Origin of the sequence: Nonomuraea soli, assembly GCF_013761175.1 — a bacterium.
Taxonomy (GTDB): domain Bacteria; phylum Actinomycetota; class Actinomycetes; order Streptosporangiales; family Streptosporangiaceae; genus Nonomuraea; species Nonomuraea soli.
This window is the reverse complement of the sequence record NZ_JACDUR010000002.1, coordinates 711,722-726,072: the sequence shown is the minus strand read 5'-3', so window position 1 is coordinate 726,072 and position 14,351 is coordinate 711,722. Positions and strand designations below refer to the sequence as shown.

Annotated in this window: 16 protein-coding genes; 11 read left to right on the top strand and 5 right to left on the bottom strand. The window is 70.6% G+C overall.

Annotation, left to right across the window (positions count from 1 at the left end; translation table 11 throughout):
- The first annotated feature begins 559 nt into the window (after positions 1-559).
- On the top strand, positions 560-1,348 hold the full coding sequence (locus HNR30_RS10510) for a helix-turn-helix transcriptional regulator (RefSeq protein WP_181609566.1): 789 nt from the start codon (positions 560-562) through the stop codon (positions 1,346-1,348).
- A gap of 56 nt (positions 1,349-1,404) precedes the next feature.
- Positions 1,405-2,652: an NADH-quinone oxidoreductase subunit NuoH gene (nuoH, locus tag HNR30_RS10505; protein WP_181609565.1), complete on the top strand. Its 1,248-nt coding sequence runs from the start codon at positions 1,405-1,407 to the stop codon at positions 2,650-2,652.
- Positions 2,653-2,926: 274 nt separating this feature from the next.
- Here nuoH and HNR30_RS10500 read toward each other — a convergent pair whose 3' ends face one another.
- A complete protein-coding gene (locus HNR30_RS10500; protein ID WP_181609564.1) occupies positions 2,927-3,973 on the bottom strand; it encodes a hypothetical protein in 1,047 nt (348 codons plus the stop codon).
- Between the two features lie 59 nt (positions 3,974-4,032).
- Here HNR30_RS10500 and HNR30_RS10495 point away from each other — a divergent pair, with 59 nt between their 5' ends.
- Both HNR30_RS10495 and HNR30_RS10490 read left to right on the top strand, forming a co-directional pair.
- On the top strand, positions 4,033-4,536 hold the full coding sequence (locus HNR30_RS10495; protein WP_181609563.1) for a hypothetical protein: 504 nt from the start codon (positions 4,033-4,035) through the stop codon (positions 4,534-4,536).
- A 49-nt stretch (positions 4,537-4,585) separates the two neighbouring features.
- Positions 4,586-5,692: a hypothetical protein gene (locus HNR30_RS10490; RefSeq protein WP_181609562.1), complete on the top strand. Its 1,107-nt coding sequence runs from the start codon at positions 4,586-4,588 to the stop codon at positions 5,690-5,692.
- 15 nt (positions 5,693-5,707) lie between these two features.
- On the opposite strand, the gene HNR30_RS10485 is transcribed toward HNR30_RS10490, so the two are convergent.
- Positions 5,708-5,956, bottom strand: a complete 249-nt coding sequence (locus HNR30_RS10485; protein ID WP_181609561.1) for a hypothetical protein — start codon at positions 5,954-5,956, stop codon at positions 5,708-5,710.
- A gap of 354 nt (positions 5,957-6,310) precedes the next feature.
- Between HNR30_RS10485 and HNR30_RS10480 the strand changes: the two genes are divergently transcribed.
- Positions 6,311-6,565, top strand: coding sequence for a hypothetical protein (locus HNR30_RS10480; RefSeq protein ID WP_220133397.1), 255 nt, complete (start codon positions 6,311-6,313; stop codon positions 6,563-6,565).
- Between the two features lie 32 nt (positions 6,566-6,597).
- Entirely contained in the window at positions 6,598-6,726 is a 129-nt protein-coding gene (locus HNR30_RS49150) for a hypothetical protein (RefSeq protein ID WP_281389580.1), read from the top strand.
- Positions 6,727-7,067: 341 nt separating this feature from the next.
- Here the strand turns inward: HNR30_RS49150 and HNR30_RS10475 are convergent, their stop codons facing one another.
- Positions 7,068-8,396: an MFS transporter gene (locus tag HNR30_RS10475; RefSeq protein WP_181609559.1), complete on the bottom strand. Its 1,329-nt coding sequence runs from the start codon at positions 8,394-8,396 to the stop codon at positions 7,068-7,070.
- Positions 8,397-8,507: 111 nt separating this feature from the next.
- Here HNR30_RS10475 and HNR30_RS10470 point away from each other — a divergent pair, with 111 nt between their 5' ends.
- Both HNR30_RS10470 and HNR30_RS10465 read left to right on the top strand, forming a co-directional pair.
- A complete protein-coding gene (locus HNR30_RS10470; RefSeq protein ID WP_181609558.1) occupies positions 8,508-9,137 on the top strand; it encodes a hypothetical protein in 630 nt (209 codons plus the stop codon).
- Positions 9,134-10,036, top strand: a complete 903-nt coding sequence (locus HNR30_RS10465; RefSeq protein ID WP_181609557.1) for an alpha/beta hydrolase — start codon at positions 9,134-9,136, stop codon at positions 10,034-10,036. Before HNR30_RS10470 ends, HNR30_RS10465 begins: the two co-directional genes overlap by 4 nt.
- A 102-nt stretch (positions 10,037-10,138) precedes the next feature.
- On the opposite strand, the gene HNR30_RS10460 is transcribed toward HNR30_RS10465, so the two are convergent.
- Positions 10,139-10,606, bottom strand: coding sequence for a MarR family winged helix-turn-helix transcriptional regulator (locus HNR30_RS10460; RefSeq protein WP_181609556.1), 468 nt, complete (start codon positions 10,604-10,606; stop codon positions 10,139-10,141).
- A 93-nt stretch (positions 10,607-10,699) separates the two neighbouring features.
- Here HNR30_RS10460 and HNR30_RS10455 point away from each other — a divergent pair, with 93 nt between their 5' ends.
- A complete protein-coding gene (locus tag HNR30_RS10455) occupies positions 10,700-11,548 on the top strand; it encodes an alpha/beta fold hydrolase (RefSeq protein WP_181609555.1) in 849 nt (282 codons plus the stop codon).
- A gap of 6 nt (positions 11,549-11,554) precedes the next feature.
- On the opposite strand, the gene HNR30_RS10450 is transcribed toward HNR30_RS10455, so the two are convergent.
- Entirely contained in the window at positions 11,555-12,445 is an 891-nt protein-coding gene (locus tag HNR30_RS10450) for a hydroxymethylglutaryl-CoA lyase (RefSeq protein ID WP_181609554.1), read from the bottom strand.
- Between the two features lie 66 nt (positions 12,446-12,511).
- On the opposite strand from HNR30_RS10450, the gene HNR30_RS10445 reads away from it, so the two are divergent.
- Positions 12,512-13,147, top strand: a complete 636-nt coding sequence (locus tag HNR30_RS10445; protein ID WP_181609553.1) for a GntR family transcriptional regulator — start codon at positions 12,512-12,514, stop codon at positions 13,145-13,147.
- Positions 13,144-14,340: a CaiB/BaiF CoA transferase family protein gene (locus tag HNR30_RS10440; protein ID WP_181609552.1), complete on the top strand. Its 1,197-nt coding sequence runs from the start codon at positions 13,144-13,146 to the stop codon at positions 14,338-14,340. Before HNR30_RS10445 ends, HNR30_RS10440 begins: the two co-directional genes overlap by 4 nt.
- Positions 14,341-14,351: the final 11 nt, after the last annotated feature.

The window sequence follows — 14,351 nt, the reverse complement described above, 5'->3', positions numbered from 1 at the left end:
GGCATGACCTCGGACAGCGCCATCCTTTGGGCAGGCGACACACCGCCACCATCAAGATCGATCTCACCGATAACGGCCGTACCGCTGTTCCTCAGCCCCGTTTCTCCGGCAGCCCAAGCTGCTCCCAACCGGCACACGGATCCGTGACGAGCACCACGGCTCTGTCACGTTCAAGGCTCTGGCGAAGGTGTCGCCGACCGGCCGCCCGCACTTCCCTGGCGCTCAGTACGGCGCGGAGAACGTCGCGACCTGGAAGGAGCTCCAGGACGCGGCGTAGAACACATCCTCCATCGCCCGTTCCGGCTCCCCGACGGCGCAGGCGGGTAGCACACGGGCGGTGCCGCGCCTACTCGGTGGTTGCCCCCTTGGAGTGGACGGGGGCGCTCCGCCCTGTTGGTGTAGCTTCAGTCCAAATGCTCGGGGGCGGGTCGCCCGTTATCTTCGGTGCTGTTGGAGTGTCAGGCATGTTGGGGGCATGGAGGATTCAGAACGTGTCTGACGCGTTATCTATGGTTGGTCTGGCAGGTCAGACATGCACCATGCTCCTGGTGGCCATGGCATGATCCACTCGGTGCCCGCGTTGGGGCAGGCTGAGCCGTACGAGATGATCGTGCGGCGGTCGCCGCCGCACCTGCGCCCCTACGTGCTGGGGGCGGTGGGGTTCCGGACGCGGACGGCGGAGGACGCGCGGATGCTGCCGCTCAACGCGGCTACCTTGATCGTCGACTTCACCGGCATGAGCCCGATCGTCACCGGCCCGCGCGCCACCGCGACGTTCGCGGTCCGCACGCCGTGGCGTCACGGGATGGCGGTCGGGCTCACCCCCGCCGGGATGTCCGCGCTGACCGGCGCGCCGGTCCGGGAGGTGGCAGGGGCGACCGTGCCACTCGCCGACCTCCTCGGTGTCCGGGCCGAGGAGCTGGCGGGGCGGCTGGGCGAGTCAACGAGCTGGGATGAGCGCTTCGCCCTGTTGTGGGAGCGCCTGACGGCGTGGCTGCGCCCCGGCCCGGGACGCGACCACCTGATCATGAGCGCCTGGTGGCGGCTGCAGGCCCCGGACTGTCCGCGCACGATCGCGGGCCTGGCCGCCGAGCTCGGTGTCAGCAGGCGGTACGTCGAGCTCGGATTCCGCAGAGTGGTGGGGTTGTCACCCAAGACTGTCGCTCGGATCGCCCGCTTCCAGCGGACCATGGACAGCTGGCGCCGCCCGTCAGCCACCCTGGACGCGGCCCTGAGCTGCGGTTTCGCCGACCAGCCGCATCTCAGCCGGGAGATCAGGGCGATGTCGCAGCTGACGCCCGGACAGCTGTTCGCATTCGTTCAAGACACCGGGCGGCTCGCCGAATAGCGTGACTTTCCGCTCCCGGCCGAACGGCGTGCCGGGACGGGAAGGGGCAGCACGTCATGGGAGCCACGCTCGCCGACTTCGGCAAGGATCCTCTGGGGATCACCATCGTCAAGGCGGTGTTCCTGTTCCTCTTCCTGTCGCTGGGGGTCGTGTTCGGGGTCTGGTTCGAGCGCAAGCTCATCTCCAGGATGCAGAACCGCGTCGGACCCAACCGGGCGGGACCCTTCGGGCTCCTGCAGTCGGTGGCGGACGCGATCAAGATGGGGTTGAAGGAGGATCTCTTCCCCAACACCGTGGACAAGGTGCTGTATCTGCTGGCGCCGGTCATCATGGTGGTTCCGGCGTTCGTGGCGTTCTCGATCGTGCCGTTCGGGCCGAAGGTGTGGATGTTCGGGCACGAGACACCGTTGCAGCTGGTCGATCTGCCGGTGGCGGTGTTGTTCATGCTGGCGATGGGGGCCGTCTCGGTGTACGGGGTGGTGCTGGCCGGGTGGTCGTCGCGCTCGCCGTACGCGCTGCTCGGTGGTTTGCGTTCGGCGGCGCAGGTGGTCTCCTACGAGATCGCGATGGGCCTGTCGTTCGTGGCTGTCTTTCTCTTCGCCGGGACGCTGTCGACATCGGAGATCGTGAACGCGCAGACGTCGCTGTGGTACGGCATCCTGCTGCTGCCGTCTTTCGTGGTGTATGTGGTCTGCATGTTCGGTGAGGCGGCGCGGGTTCCGTTCGACCTGCCCGAAGGTGAGGGCGAGCTGGTCGGCGGGTTCCAGACGGAGTACTCCTCGTCGCTGAAGTTCGCTCTGATCATGATGGGCGAGTACCTGCACACGTTCACCGCCTCCGGCATCGCGGTCACCCTGTTCATGGGCGGCTGGCGGGCGCCGTTCCCGATCTCGCTGTGGGCGGGCGCGAACGAGGGCTGGTGGCCGATGCTCTGGTTCTTCATCAAGTTCGTGCTGACGTTCTGCTTCATCATCTGGGTCCGCGCCTCGCTGCCCCGCGTGCGCTACGACCAGCTCATGTCCTTGGGCTGGAAGGTTCTCATCCCGGTCAACCTAGGCTGGATCCTCCTCGTCGCCGCCGTCCGGACGATCACGCAGAGCCCGGGAGCCGTCTCCATCGCGCTCGGGGTCGTCATCGCCGTCGGCGTACTGACCATCTGGATGCGGTTCGACACCGTCGGCCAGCGGCGAAGAGAAGCCAGGAAGGCACAGGTCGACGCCGAGTTCGAGGAGCTCGGCGAAGAGCCGACCGCAGGCGGCTTCCCGGTACCGCCGCTCGATCTACCGCACTATCGCGGTCGCTGATCAGCCGCGCGGGCGGTGACCAGGGTGGCCTGCCGTTCGGCGAGCCGGACTACGGGTGATACCGGGAGGCCGGCCAGGGGGAAGCCGACGCCCGGGGCGATCCCGCCGGGCGGCTCCAGCCCAGGCGCAGCGTGGTAACGACGGCCGAGACGAACCCGGCCACCTGCCGGGCCCGCCTGGGCCGCCCTGCCGGGCCCGCTTGATGTCGGCCTCCAGGAAGCGGTCATTCAGGGTGAGGTTGCGCCGATGATGCCGGAGCCGTCCACCGACAACGTCACCTGCCGCACCCGCAGGCTCTGCATCTGCGCCTGGTCGCCGGGGGCGCGCACGAAGTCGCCAGGCGCGGTAGTCGGCCAGCGGCAGGAACCGGGCGGCGTACGGCTTGAGCTGGCGGGTGAGCTGCACCCGCTTCCCCCGCCGCGCGCTCGAGCGCGATCTGCGCCAGGAAGCGGGCGGTGCCTTCGTCGGAGACGCCGCCCTGGGACTGGGCGGCCTCCCACCGGCCCCACGGCATGATCGCGGACGGGTTGGTCACCTCGACGTTCAGCGACTCCTCCCCCATCACCAGGATCGAGGAGGCGGCGTCTTCCACACTGGCGTCGTCGGGCGCCTGGTCGATGTCGCGGCCCAACCGGAGTTCGACCGGCGCGGGCCCGGACGCGAGCTGGCGGGCCAGCGCGGTGCCCGCGTTCCACAGGCGCAGCGTGCGGCCCCGCATCGCCCAGTCGCACAGGCCCTGCTCGGCCAGGTTGATCAGCATGGCGAGCAGGTCCGTGCCGGGCTCGACACCGATCATCAGCTCGGCCTGCCACGGCTGGCCGGAGGAGTCGTGCGAGGCGGTGAAGTCGATGACGAGGCCGGGCAGGGTGCCGGGGCCTTGCCCTTCGTCGATGAACGCGGTCAGGATGTCGCCCGGCGAGGCGGTCTCGGACCGACGCTTGCCGTCGATCATGAACGCGCTGGGGTAGAGCAGTAGCTTGCGCAGCTGCCACGCCCACCCGGGGCAGTCGTAGGAGCGGGCCTTGGCCCGGTCGGTCGACTCGCCCGACCGCTTGATGCGCAGGAACCGGCCGTTGAGCGGCTCGACCCACGAGGTGGCCTCGACGGCGTACTCGATCGCGATCTCGCAGTGCTGGGCCAGCCGGTCAGCGCCGAGCGCCGACCCGGAATAGGACAGCTGCAGCGACGGCACGTCGTTGAGCGGCAGGCCCGCGTCGAAGCGGAGGTGGCCGGGCAGCAGGCCGAGCCGGGCGCCGTTCGGGGCGTAGGCGACCATGCGCAGGCCGTACCGTGGCCGGTCAGACGGGATGATCACCTGCATGGACGAAGGCCTCCGTCTGGTGTTGTGATGGAGATGCGGGCAGGGCCAACGGAGGGCGTATGCGCAAGATGGCGTTACCAGTCCTGACGGTTGCTCAATGGCTATCCGGTCGCAGCCGGGCGCCAGCAGAGCCCGCCGAGCGCAACGATCACGAGTCGCTGGTCGCCGCCCTTGAGCACGCTCAACGCTGGTACGAGCACCGCCTAGGCCTTGGCCTGCAGATCCTCAACTTCTACCTCGTCTCGATCGCCGTGATGGCGGCCGCCTACGTCGGTGCGCTGCAGGCGAAGCTGGACGCGGTAGCGGGTGCCATCGGCGTGATCTCGGCCATGGTCTCCCTCGCTGCGGCCATCGCCGGGTGGCGACAGCGCAGCCTCGCCCGACTGGCCCTCCAGCCGCTGGCCGAGCTCCAGGACCGGCTGGCCACCGCATCGGGCGTCGCCTCGCTACGGATGCTTGAGCGAAATCCCCGCCGGATGACCGCCATGCCCGTATCCCTCATCATGTTCACCATCGCCTGCGCGATCTCGATCACGGGAACCCTGTACGCCTGGTTGCGGTAACGGGGTGTTGAGCTGGTCGATGGCCGCCTGCAGGACGGCGTTCTCGTAGATGAGCTGGTCGATCCTGCGGCGCAGCGCGGCGATGATCGCCTCGTTGCTCACGGGCAGTTCGCGCACTGAACCTCCTCCACCGGCCGAACCGGTAACGATCGGGCATCCCAGCGCCTACGCACGGTCGCCAATGACTGAAATGGAAGACATGGGGTTACTGCCACGCCGCCAACCTGAACGCGCTGACTTCCCTGCAGCCCCAACAGACATCCGGCCTCCGCAGCTGCGCACCCCACGCCCGGCCGCATGGTGGATTGTCCCGATCACGCTGCTGGTCGGCGGCGTCGTCGGCGGCCTGGCCTGGCTTCTGCCGGCCGCCGGGTGGGCAGCGGCGGAGGCCTCCGCCCGGCAGGGCGCCATCCAGACCGCGCTGGCCGCAGGCGCCGGAGTTGGGGCAGCGGTGACCTTGATGCTCGCCTTCCGCCGCCAACGCCATCAAGAACACGCAGCGCACGTCACCGCCTACCTTGGCCAGTTCAACGCCGACCTGGCCAAGGAAGTCGCAGCCCACACCAAACATGACGCGACGGAGCGCCGTGTCACCGAGCTGTATATCAAAGCGGTAGAGCAGCTCGGGAGCGACCAGGCCGCCGTCCGCCTGGGCGGCCTGTATGCCTTGGAGCGCCTCGCGCAGGACAACCCGGGCCACCGTCAGACCATCGTGAATGTGATCTGCGCCTACTTGCGCGTGGACTACACCGACCCCGGACCCGTCTCGTCAGCCAAGCCCGCAGCTGACGCTGTAACTGCCGCAGTCCAGCCCGGAACGCATCCTGCCGCAACCGGCGACGTGTCCGATCAAAGAGGCGAACGCCACGTTCGCCTCACTGCCCAGAGCATCCTCACCGCCCACATCCGCGACGACCGCTGGGGGTACGAACGCGAGACCAGCCCCGCCGACGAAGGCCTTTGGGCGGAGATGAACATCGACCTGAGCGGCCCAACCCTCATCAATCTGGACTTCTTTCGGTGCCATGTCGCAGACGCCAGGTCCGTGGGGAAGCTTCTCCGGGGACGCAAAGCTGGTCGAGCGACTGAACGCCGGGAAGTCCACGGTTCTCTGGCGCGTAGAACACAGTGCGGACGGTCGGATGCGTGTGAGTGATCGTCTCGTGGTTGATCAACCACCTCGGGAAGGTCGGGACGAAGCCTTCACGCCCGAACTCGTCGTGCTCCGGGTGCTGGTGAGGTGCGAAGGTTCGCTGTCGAGTGGAATCAAGCCGCCCGGGTGGCCGGTGTTGAGGTTGTCGAGCAGGGCCGGCAGGGTCGATGCGTCGACGCGGCGGAGAAAGAGGGACCAGCCAGCGAGCTCGATCTCGGCTACGGAGCCGGGCAGGCGTGGTGGTGAGACGATCAGGGTGTCGCTCATGATCTTGGCCGGTTATGCGAGGGTGTCGGATCGCGACCGTGCTTCCGGCAGGATGGCCGCCTCCTACGCCCCACCCGCCGCCAGGTCCGCTCAAGTTAACGCTCCACGCCCTCGCTGGCATCGGAGCGGGCATTCTGCTCTATATAACCATCGTGATGGGTTTCGCGTTCTTGATCGCGACGACTCCGGCGTGGACGGTGTGGGTCGCGTTCCTGGGCATCGCCGTGGAATACGAGAACGCGGTGCCTGGGGAGCGACTGCGCGATCTCAGCTCCAAGATCACGTCATCGCTGCAGGAAACTGCGGGACTGGTGGGCGAGCTGACCTGTGAGCTTCACGCGCAGCAGGCCGCCAGTGAAGAACTGGCCCAGCGCTCGGCCGACGCAGCACGTCCTTGGGGTCAACCAGGAGCAGGCCGAGAAGATCCAGGCCCTCATGGCCGGAGCGGCCCAGACGGTTATCGATGCCAACGTCGTGGCCGGGAAACGGCAGCAGTGGACGTTCTTCGCCCTGGGCGTGCTGGTGTCCATCCCGATGGGGGTGGCCATCCCGGTTCGCCCCTGTTTGTTCGTGGAAACGAGTGAGCATGCTGACCGACTTCCTCCGTGACCAGTACTTCACGACGGCCTGGTTTCGGGCTGATGGCCTTCGTCTGGTTCGGCTGGTCGCAGGAGGATCCGCCCCGGTCCTGGCGTGTTTGGCTCGGAGCGGGCTCGGTGCTGGGGGTCGGGCTCGCCGTCGCCTTCGGTGTGCTCACCACCACCAACTAGGGTCAGCCCACGGCCCTGGCCGCTGAGTGCCACTGGTTCGGGGTGCTGGTCGCGGCTGCGGGCCTGGACTGCCCGGTGCTGGCCAGGCGGGGGCGTGTCCCGGTGGATGGCCTGGTGGGTCGCCCTTCTCGTCGCGGCGCACTTCCTGCCCCTGGCGGTGATGCCGCAGGACGCCGGGACGGCCGTCGTGGGCGCTGTCCAGCTACACGCGCTCGGCGCGGTGGTGCCGCGCCTGCGCGCCGAGCTGGTTGCCTGCAGCCGGATCGCCGGGCCGAGCATGGGCGTGACCCTGCTGCTGAGCGCGGCGATCGGCGCGATTCCGGCGGTTGTTGTACCGCCCGCTACGAGAGCGCCGACAACGCGGCCCGCCGGTCGGTCTCCAGGCTGGACCGGCCACGCAACGTCAGCAGCGCGCCCAGCACCAGCGGCACCGCGAGGAGCGCGTAGGCCACCCGCAGCGAGCCGGTGGCCTCCGACGCCGCGCCCACCAGCAGCGGGCCGAAGGCCCCGGCCAGGGAGACGACGAACTGCGACAGGGCGAAGCCCAGTCCCCGGCGCGCGGCCGGGACGACGTCGGCCACGGCGGCGGTGAGGGCGGGGATGGCCAGCATGATGCCGAAGTTGGCCACCCCCAGGAAGAACAGCTGGACCGGCAGCAGCGGCACCGCCACCGAGGCGGCCAGGCTCAGCGCGCCGATCATCAGGCCGATGGCGCCGAGCGTCACGCGCCGGTGCGACCAGCGGTCGCCCAGCCGGGCGCTGACCAGCGCGCCCGCGATCATCCCGACCAGCCCCACCGATCCGGCGATGGCGGAGGCAGCGCCGCTCGACAGCCCGAAGGTCCTGGCGTAGAAGGTCGGCAGCCAGAACATCAGGCCGCCCAGGCCGAAGAAGAGCGTGCTGAGCCCGATCACGATCGCGCGCAGAGTCCTGATCGTCAGCAGGCCGCGCATCTCCCGCAGCGTGGAACCGCGCGGCGTGACGTGCTCCGGCGCCGCGGGCACCTCTCCCGTACGGAGCAGCTCGATGCGGTCGCCGGTGCCCCTGGCCGGCTCTCGCAGGGTCAGGCAGAGCAGCGCGATGACGATGCCGGGCACCGCGACCAGGAAGAACATCGTGCGCCAGCCGTACAGCCCGGCCAGCGCGCCGCCCGCGATGACGCCGCCGGCGGGACCGGCGAAGTAGCCGAACCTCTCCAGCGCGAAGGCCCGCGCCCGGCTGCTGCCGGGGAAGTAGTCGGCCAGCAGGCTGGAGCCCGCGGGGTTGTAGAGCAGCCCGGCGCCGCCGAGCATGACCCGCACCGTGAACAGCATGGCGTAGGTGGTGACCAGGCCGCTGCCGAGGGTCAGCAGCGACCAGACCCCCACCACGGCGGCCAGGATCCAGGTCCTGCGGCCCCGGTCGGCGAGGCGGCCGGCCGGGATGAGCAGAATGATCCCGGCCACCGCCGCCGCGGAAGCGATCGCGCCGCCCGCCGTGTCGCCGAAGCCGAGCTCCCGCTGGATGACCGGCAGCGCCCCTGCCATGAGGTTGAACTCCACCCGGTCGATGAAGGCCACAAGGGCGATGCAGACGGCGGGCCACCAGCCGAACGGGGCGGCCGAGTCGAGCCTGACCCGTAAGGGCGGCCGACCCGCCACCGGGATGTCGACGTGCTCGTCAGCGGTCATGGTCGCTCCTCGGATGCGGGTCCTGGTGGCCCACATCGTTATGGAAACAGCGTTTCCCGTCAACGAGGTGCCCGGCTACTTTGGAAACCACGTTTCCCTCCGGGAGGTCACATGGACTATCCCCTCTCCCTGGCCCTCGTCGATTTCCTGCCCGTCGTGGCCATGGCGATCGGCATCACCCTGCTGGTGCCGCTCCTCGAAGGACCCGCCCGCGTGGCGGCAGGCACGGGTGGAGCCCTCGTCGTCCTCGGCGGCGCGCTGAAGGCGGTCTGGAAGCTCCTGGTGGCGGCGGGAGGTCCCGACGTCGCCATCCTGTCCGCGGTGCAGTTCTACCTGTTCGCACCCGGGTTCACGTTGCTGGCCTGGGCGGTGCTGGCCCCCAGGGCGCCGTGGTGGGCGTTCGCGGCCCTCACCGGGTCGGGGCTGGCCGCGGCGGTCGCGACCGGCGCCACCTGGCCGCTCCTGCTGATCACCACGGTCTGCGCCACCCTGCTCTCCGTTCGCCTGCTGCTGCTCTCCAGGCGGCTCGCCGAGCGGCTGCTGTTCGGCTTCAACCTCCTCGGCACGTACGCGATGGGACTGCTGGCCTCGCGCCCCGAGCAGACCATCGCCCTGCAGTGGGTGGAGGAGTCGCTCAACACGCTCATCTGGACGGCCTTCGCCGTGGCCGTCTGGCGCATGCGCACGACCACGCCGGTCACCGCGCCGGCATCCACGTCGATGGGAGAAAGATCATCGTGACCTTCCCGAGGCGGCTGGCGGCCGTCACGCTCGCCACCCTGATCGCGACGGCCGCCCTGGCGGCGCCTGCCGCGCAGGCCGACACACCCACCTGGGTGAGCAGCCACGACACCCACGTCGGGGCCGATCCCGCCACGGTCCACGTCCCGCCCGGCCGCGCGGCCCTCCCGGTCGCCCTGCTGCTCCAGGGCGGCAACGTGCCGAAGGAGAGCTACAGCCGCTTCGCCAGGACCGTCGCCGGGTTCGGCTTCGCCGTGGTGGTGCCCGACCACCTGCGCGCCGTCGGACCGGTGACGGGGCTCTTCGCCGAGAGCCTGCAGCTCCAGGCCACCGTGCAGTGGGCCGCCGAGGAGAACGTGCGGGCGGACTCACCGCTCGCCGGGCGCCTCGACGCGGGGCGCCTGGTCCTGCTGGGACACTCCTTCGGCGGCGCCGCCGGGCTCTTCTCGCTCGGCGACACCTGCATGCCGCCGTTCTGCTTCGGCCCGGTCTACCAGCGGCCGGGGGCGCTGCGCGCGGCGGCGTTCTACGGCGCGAGCACGGGAGTCCCCATCGCCAACGCCGGGCTGCCGGTGGCCCTCGTCCAGGGCGACGCGGACGGCTCCAACCTCCCGGCGGCCGCGCGGGCCACCTACGACTCGCTCGGCTCGCCCCCGAAGGTCCACGTCAGCGTCCAGTGGGCCAACCACTACGGCCTCACCGACACCCAGACCCCGCCAGGGGCCCGCCCCGACCCCTCACCGCAGACGCTCTCCCAGGACGACAGCATCGACGCCGCCGCCCGGTGGAGCGCGCTGTTCCTGCGCGCCTCCCTGGGGGACAAGCTCGCCGAGGCGTACGTCTACGGGTTCGGCGACGCCGCCGACCCCCACGTCACGGTCGCGCACGAACGAGGCTGATTCGCTGAACGGGTCGGCCCGCTGAACCGCGGCCACCGAGGGCGCCGCTTGGCCCGAGGTGGCCGCTTCACATCGCCCGGCACGTATAAGCGCACCAGCACGTCAGGCCGTCGACCGGCTCCCGGCCGCGACGGCTCGTTCGATGTCGACCAGCGCCGCCAGCTGCGCCCCCGTCAGCGCCCGCCCGAAGTGCCGCTCGATCGACGCCAGGTGCCCGGGTGTCGCCTCCTCGTAGGCCTGCCGTCCGGCCCCCGTGAGCAGCACGTCGTCCCCCCGCCCGTCGAGCTCGCACGCCTCTCGCGCGATCAGCCCCCGCCGTTCCATCCGGCCGAGCTGGCGCGACAGCCGCCCGTGGGCCCACTGCAGCTTCGCGGCGAGGCCTCCGACCCTGACGCACGTCTCCGCGCTCGCCAGCCCGGCCGCCGCCGCCAGCACCTCGTAGTCGGCCATGGACAGGCCGGAGTCACGCTCGAGGTCGCGGGCCACCTCCGCGTCGACCAGGAGCTGCAGCCTGCGGTAGGCGGCCCAGGCGTCGCGGGCCGCCTGGTCGTGTGGGCCGGATCGCGTCATGGCACCCACTCTACCGAAACCTAGTTACATGTAACGAACTTCGGTGCTACCTTCTTCGTTACATGTAACGAAGATTCCCGGAGGGGACCGCACATGCACACCGTCAACGGCGTAGACCTGGCCACCGAGACCTTCGGCGACCCCGCCGACCCCGCGATCCTGCTGATCCACGGCGGCGGTCACAGCCTCCTGAACTGGGAGGAGGAGTTCGTCCAGCGCCTGGCCGACGGCCGGCGCCACGTCATCCGCTACGACAGCCGGGACGCCGGCCGCTCGACCGGCTCACCGGCGGGGGCGCCGCCGCACGATCTGCGTGACCTCGTCGCCGACGCCGCCGCCCTGATCGAGGCGCTCGGCGTGGAGCGCGCGCACCTGGTGGGCATGTCGCAGGGCGCCGCGATCGCCCAGCTCGTGGCGCTCGACCACCCCGACCGGGTCGCCACGCTCACCCTGGCCTCCTCCACTCCAGGCGGCCCCGGCCACCCGTACGACGACCTGCCGGGCATGACGCCCGAGCTCCTGGCCGCGCTCTCGGCCGAGGCGCCGGAGCCCGACTGGCACGACCGGGCCGCCGTGATCGACCATCTCGTCGAGGCCGAGCGACCCTTCGCCGCCGCCGGCCATTTCGACGAGCCGGCCGTACGCCGGCTCGCCGAGCGTGTCGCCGGGCGTTCCCTCGACATCGCCGCGCAGCTCACCAACCCGTTCCTGCTGGACGCGGGCGAGCCCTGGCGGCAGCGGCTCGGCCAGATCAAGGCCCCGACGCTCGTACTGCACGGCACCGACGACCCCTTCGTCCCCGTGGAGCACGGCCGGGCCCTGGCCGCGGAGATCCCCGGCGCCCGCTTCGTCGCCATGGAGCGGACCGGCCACGAGGTCTTCCCGCGGCGCCACTGGGACACGGTCGTCGCCGCGATCCTCGCCCACACCTCCTCCCGCTGACGGCCCTCAGGCGGGCCACGTTCCGGCACGGCCCAGTTGCGCCGGGACCGGCGCCCCGAGCCGCTCCTCGATCAGCGCCGCCGCCGACAGCGTGGCGGCCAGGTCGATCCCGGTCGCCACCCCCGATCGATGCAGCATGTAGAGCAGGTCCTCGGTGGCGATGTTGCCCGTGGCGGCCGGGGCGAAGGGGCAACCGCCGATCCCTCCGGCGCTGGAGTCGAGGGCGGCGGCGCCCAGCTCCCACGCCGTCAGGGCGTTGGCGTAGCCGGAGTTGCGCGTGTTGTGGAAGTGGAAGCGCAGGGGCGCCCGGCTGACCTCGCGCACCGCGGCCGTCACCCGGCGCACGTCGGCCGGGACGCCGACGCCGATGGTGTCGGCCACGGCGATCTCGTCGGCGCCGGGACAACGCCGGACCAGCTCGGCGACCCTGGCGGGGCTCACCTCGCCCTCGAAGGGGCAGCCGAAGCCCGCGGCGACGGTCAGCGTCACGCCGAGCCCCGCGCCGTGCGCGCGTTCGGCGATCACGCCGAAGCCCCGCACCGCGTCGTCCACGCTCATGCCCTGGTTGCGCCGCGAGAAGGTCTCGGTGGCCACGACCACGACGTTGACCTCGTCCACCCCGGCGGCCAGCGCACGATCCAGCCCGCGCTCGTTGAGGACCAGCCCCGCGTAACGCACCCCGGGGATCCGCGGCACGCGGGCCATGACGTCCTCGGCGTCGGCCATCTGCGGCACCAGGCGCGGGTGCACGAAGCTGACCGCCTCGACCCGCCGCAGTCCGGCGGCCACGAGTGCCTCGATGTAGGCGACCTTCGCCGCGGTGGGCACGATCACCTTCTCGTTCTGCAGGCCGTCGCGCGGACCCACCTCGACGATCTCTACATTCGCGGATTGCATACAACCTCTTGTCACAGAGCGGCCATCTGCCCATCATGGTGACACCACCGGCGAAGGAATGTACACATGTCGATTGCCGACAACATCAGGAGCCTGATCCTGGGCGGCCAGTACGCCCCGGGCGACAGGCTCGGCGAGGTGGAGCTCGCCGAGGCTCTGGGCGTCAGCAGGACTCCGGTGCGCGAGGCGCTGCGGCACCTGCGGTCCGAGGGCCTGGTGGAGATCGTCGCCAACCGCGGCGCGCGGGTGGTGGAGTACCCCGACGAGGACCTGGAGACCATCTTCGAGCTGCGGGCGCGGATCGAGGGCCTGGCCGCCCGCCAGGCGGCCGCCACGGCCACCACCCGTGACGCGGAACATCTGCACAAGGTGGCCGTCTCCATCCGCGACCACGCAGAGAGCCGCGACCTCGACTCCGTCTACCGGCTCAACGCCGAGTTCCACCGCACGCTGGTACGGCTCGGCGGCAGCGCGATGCTCGCCCAGTCGATCAGCTCCCTGATCCACTCCCCCGTCCTGCTGCGCACCTACAACAGCTTCGACGCCGAGGCCATGCGGCGCAGCGTCAACCACCACATCGAGATCGCGGCAGCCGTACACGCCGGAGACCCGGACTGGGCCGAGGCGGTCATGCGCGCCCACCTGTTCTCGGCGCGGGCGTCCCTGCTCGGACCCAGAACCCCACCCAGGAAGCAGGCATGAGCACCCACCCCCTGGACGACATCCGCGTCGTCGAACTCGGACAACTGCTGGCCGGACCGTTCTGCGGCCAGTTACTGGGCGACTTCGGCGCCGAGGTCATCAAGGTCGAGGACCCGGGCAGGGGCGACCCGATGCGGCAGTGGGGCAGGGAGAAGCCGTACGGCAAGTCCCTGTGGTGGCCGGTGGTGGCGCGCAACAAGAAGTCGGTCACCTGCGACATGCGCACCCCCGAGGGACAGGACCTGGTGCGCCGCCTGGTCGCCGAGTCGGACGTGCTGCTGGAGAACTTCCGCCCCGGAACCCTGGAGCGCTGGGGCTTGGCCCCGGAGGAGCTGCACGCGATCAACCCCGGGCTGGTGATCACCCGCGTCACCGGCTTCGGCCAGACCGGGCCGTACGCCCCCAGGGCGGGTTACGGCTCGATCGGCGAGGCGATGGGCGGCCTGCGCCACGTCACCGGCGACCCCGACCGGCCGCCGTCGCGCACCGGCATCTCGCTGGGCGACTCGCTGGCCGCCACCCACGCGTGCGTCGGCACCCTGGTCGCCCTGCACCAGCGTGAGCGCACCGGCCGCGGCCAGGTGGTCGACTCGGCGATCTACGAGGCGGTGCTGGCCATGATGGAGTCGCTGGTGCCGGAGTGGCAGCAGGCCTCCTACCAGCGCGAGCGCACCGGCCCCGTGCTGCCGAACGTGTCACCCAGCAACGTCTACCCCACCCTGGACGGCGACGAGATCCTCATCGCCGCCAACCAGGACAGCGTCTTCCAGCGCCTGGCCACCGCGATGGACAGGCCCGAGCTGGCCAAGGACCCCCGCTACGCCACCCACGGCTCCCGGGGCGAGTCGATGGACGAGCTCGACGGGATCATCGCCGCCTGGACCGGCGGCCTGCCCGCCGACGACCTCCTGCGCACCCTGAACGACAACGGCGTCCCGGCCGGGCGCATCTACACGGCCAAGGACATGTTCGCCGACCCGCACTTCGCCGCCCGCGAGGCGATCGTCCGGGTCCCGCATCCCGACTTCGGCGAGCTCGCCATGCAGAACGTCGTGCCCAAGCTGTCGGAGACGCCGGGAAGCGTGCGCAGCGCCGGCCCGTCGCTCGGCCAGCACAACGACGAGATCTACCGCGGCCTGCTGGGTCTGTCCGACCAGGAGTTCGCCACCCTGCGGTCCGCCCGGGTCATCTGAAAGGACTCCCC

Bases quoted from the DNA above. Each gene is read 5' to 3' on its own strand.
- HNR30_RS10490 (WP_181609562.1), top strand. From the start codon at position 4,586: ATGAGCTGGTCGATCCTGCGGCGCAGCGCGGCGATGATCGCCTCGTTG.
- HNR30_RS10440 (WP_181609552.1), top strand. From the start codon at position 13,144: ATGAGCACCCACCCCCTGGACGACATCCGCGTCGTCGAACTCGGACAA.
- HNR30_RS10455 (WP_181609555.1), top strand. From the start codon at position 10,700: ATGCACACCGTCAACGGCGTAGACCTGGCCACCGAGACCTTCGGCGAC.
- HNR30_RS10450 (WP_181609554.1), bottom strand. From the start codon at position 12,445: ATGCAATCCGCGAATGTAGAGATCGTCGAGGTGGGTCCGCGCGACGGC.
- HNR30_RS10460 (WP_181609556.1), bottom strand. From the start codon at position 10,606: ATGACGCGATCCGGCCCACACGACCAGGCGGCCCGCGACGCCTGGGCC.
- HNR30_RS10495 (WP_181609563.1), top strand. From the start codon at position 4,033: ATGCGCAAGATGGCGTTACCAGTCCTGACGGTTGCTCAATGGCTATCC.
- HNR30_RS10510 (WP_181609566.1), top strand. From the start codon at position 560: ATGATCCACTCGGTGCCCGCGTTGGGGCAGGCTGAGCCGTACGAGATG.
- nuoH (WP_181609565.1), top strand. From the start codon at position 1,405: ATGGGAGCCACGCTCGCCGACTTCGGCAAGGATCCTCTGGGGATCACC.
- HNR30_RS10470 (WP_181609558.1), top strand. From the start codon at position 8,508: ATGGACTATCCCCTCTCCCTGGCCCTCGTCGATTTCCTGCCCGTCGTG.
- HNR30_RS10445 (WP_181609553.1), top strand. From the start codon at position 12,512: ATGTCGATTGCCGACAACATCAGGAGCCTGATCCTGGGCGGCCAGTAC.
- HNR30_RS10475 (WP_181609559.1), bottom strand. From the start codon at position 8,396: ATGACCGCTGACGAGCACGTCGACATCCCGGTGGCGGGTCGGCCGCCC.
- HNR30_RS49150 (WP_281389580.1), top strand. From the start codon at position 6,598: ATGGCCTTCGTCTGGTTCGGCTGGTCGCAGGAGGATCCGCCCCGGTCC.
- HNR30_RS10485 (WP_181609561.1), bottom strand. From the start codon at position 5,956: ATGAGCGACACCCTGATCGTCTCACCACCACGCCTGCCCGGCTCCGTA.
- HNR30_RS10500 (WP_181609564.1), bottom strand. From the start codon at position 3,973: ATGCAGGTGATCATCCCGTCTGACCGGCCACGGTACGGCCTGCGCATG.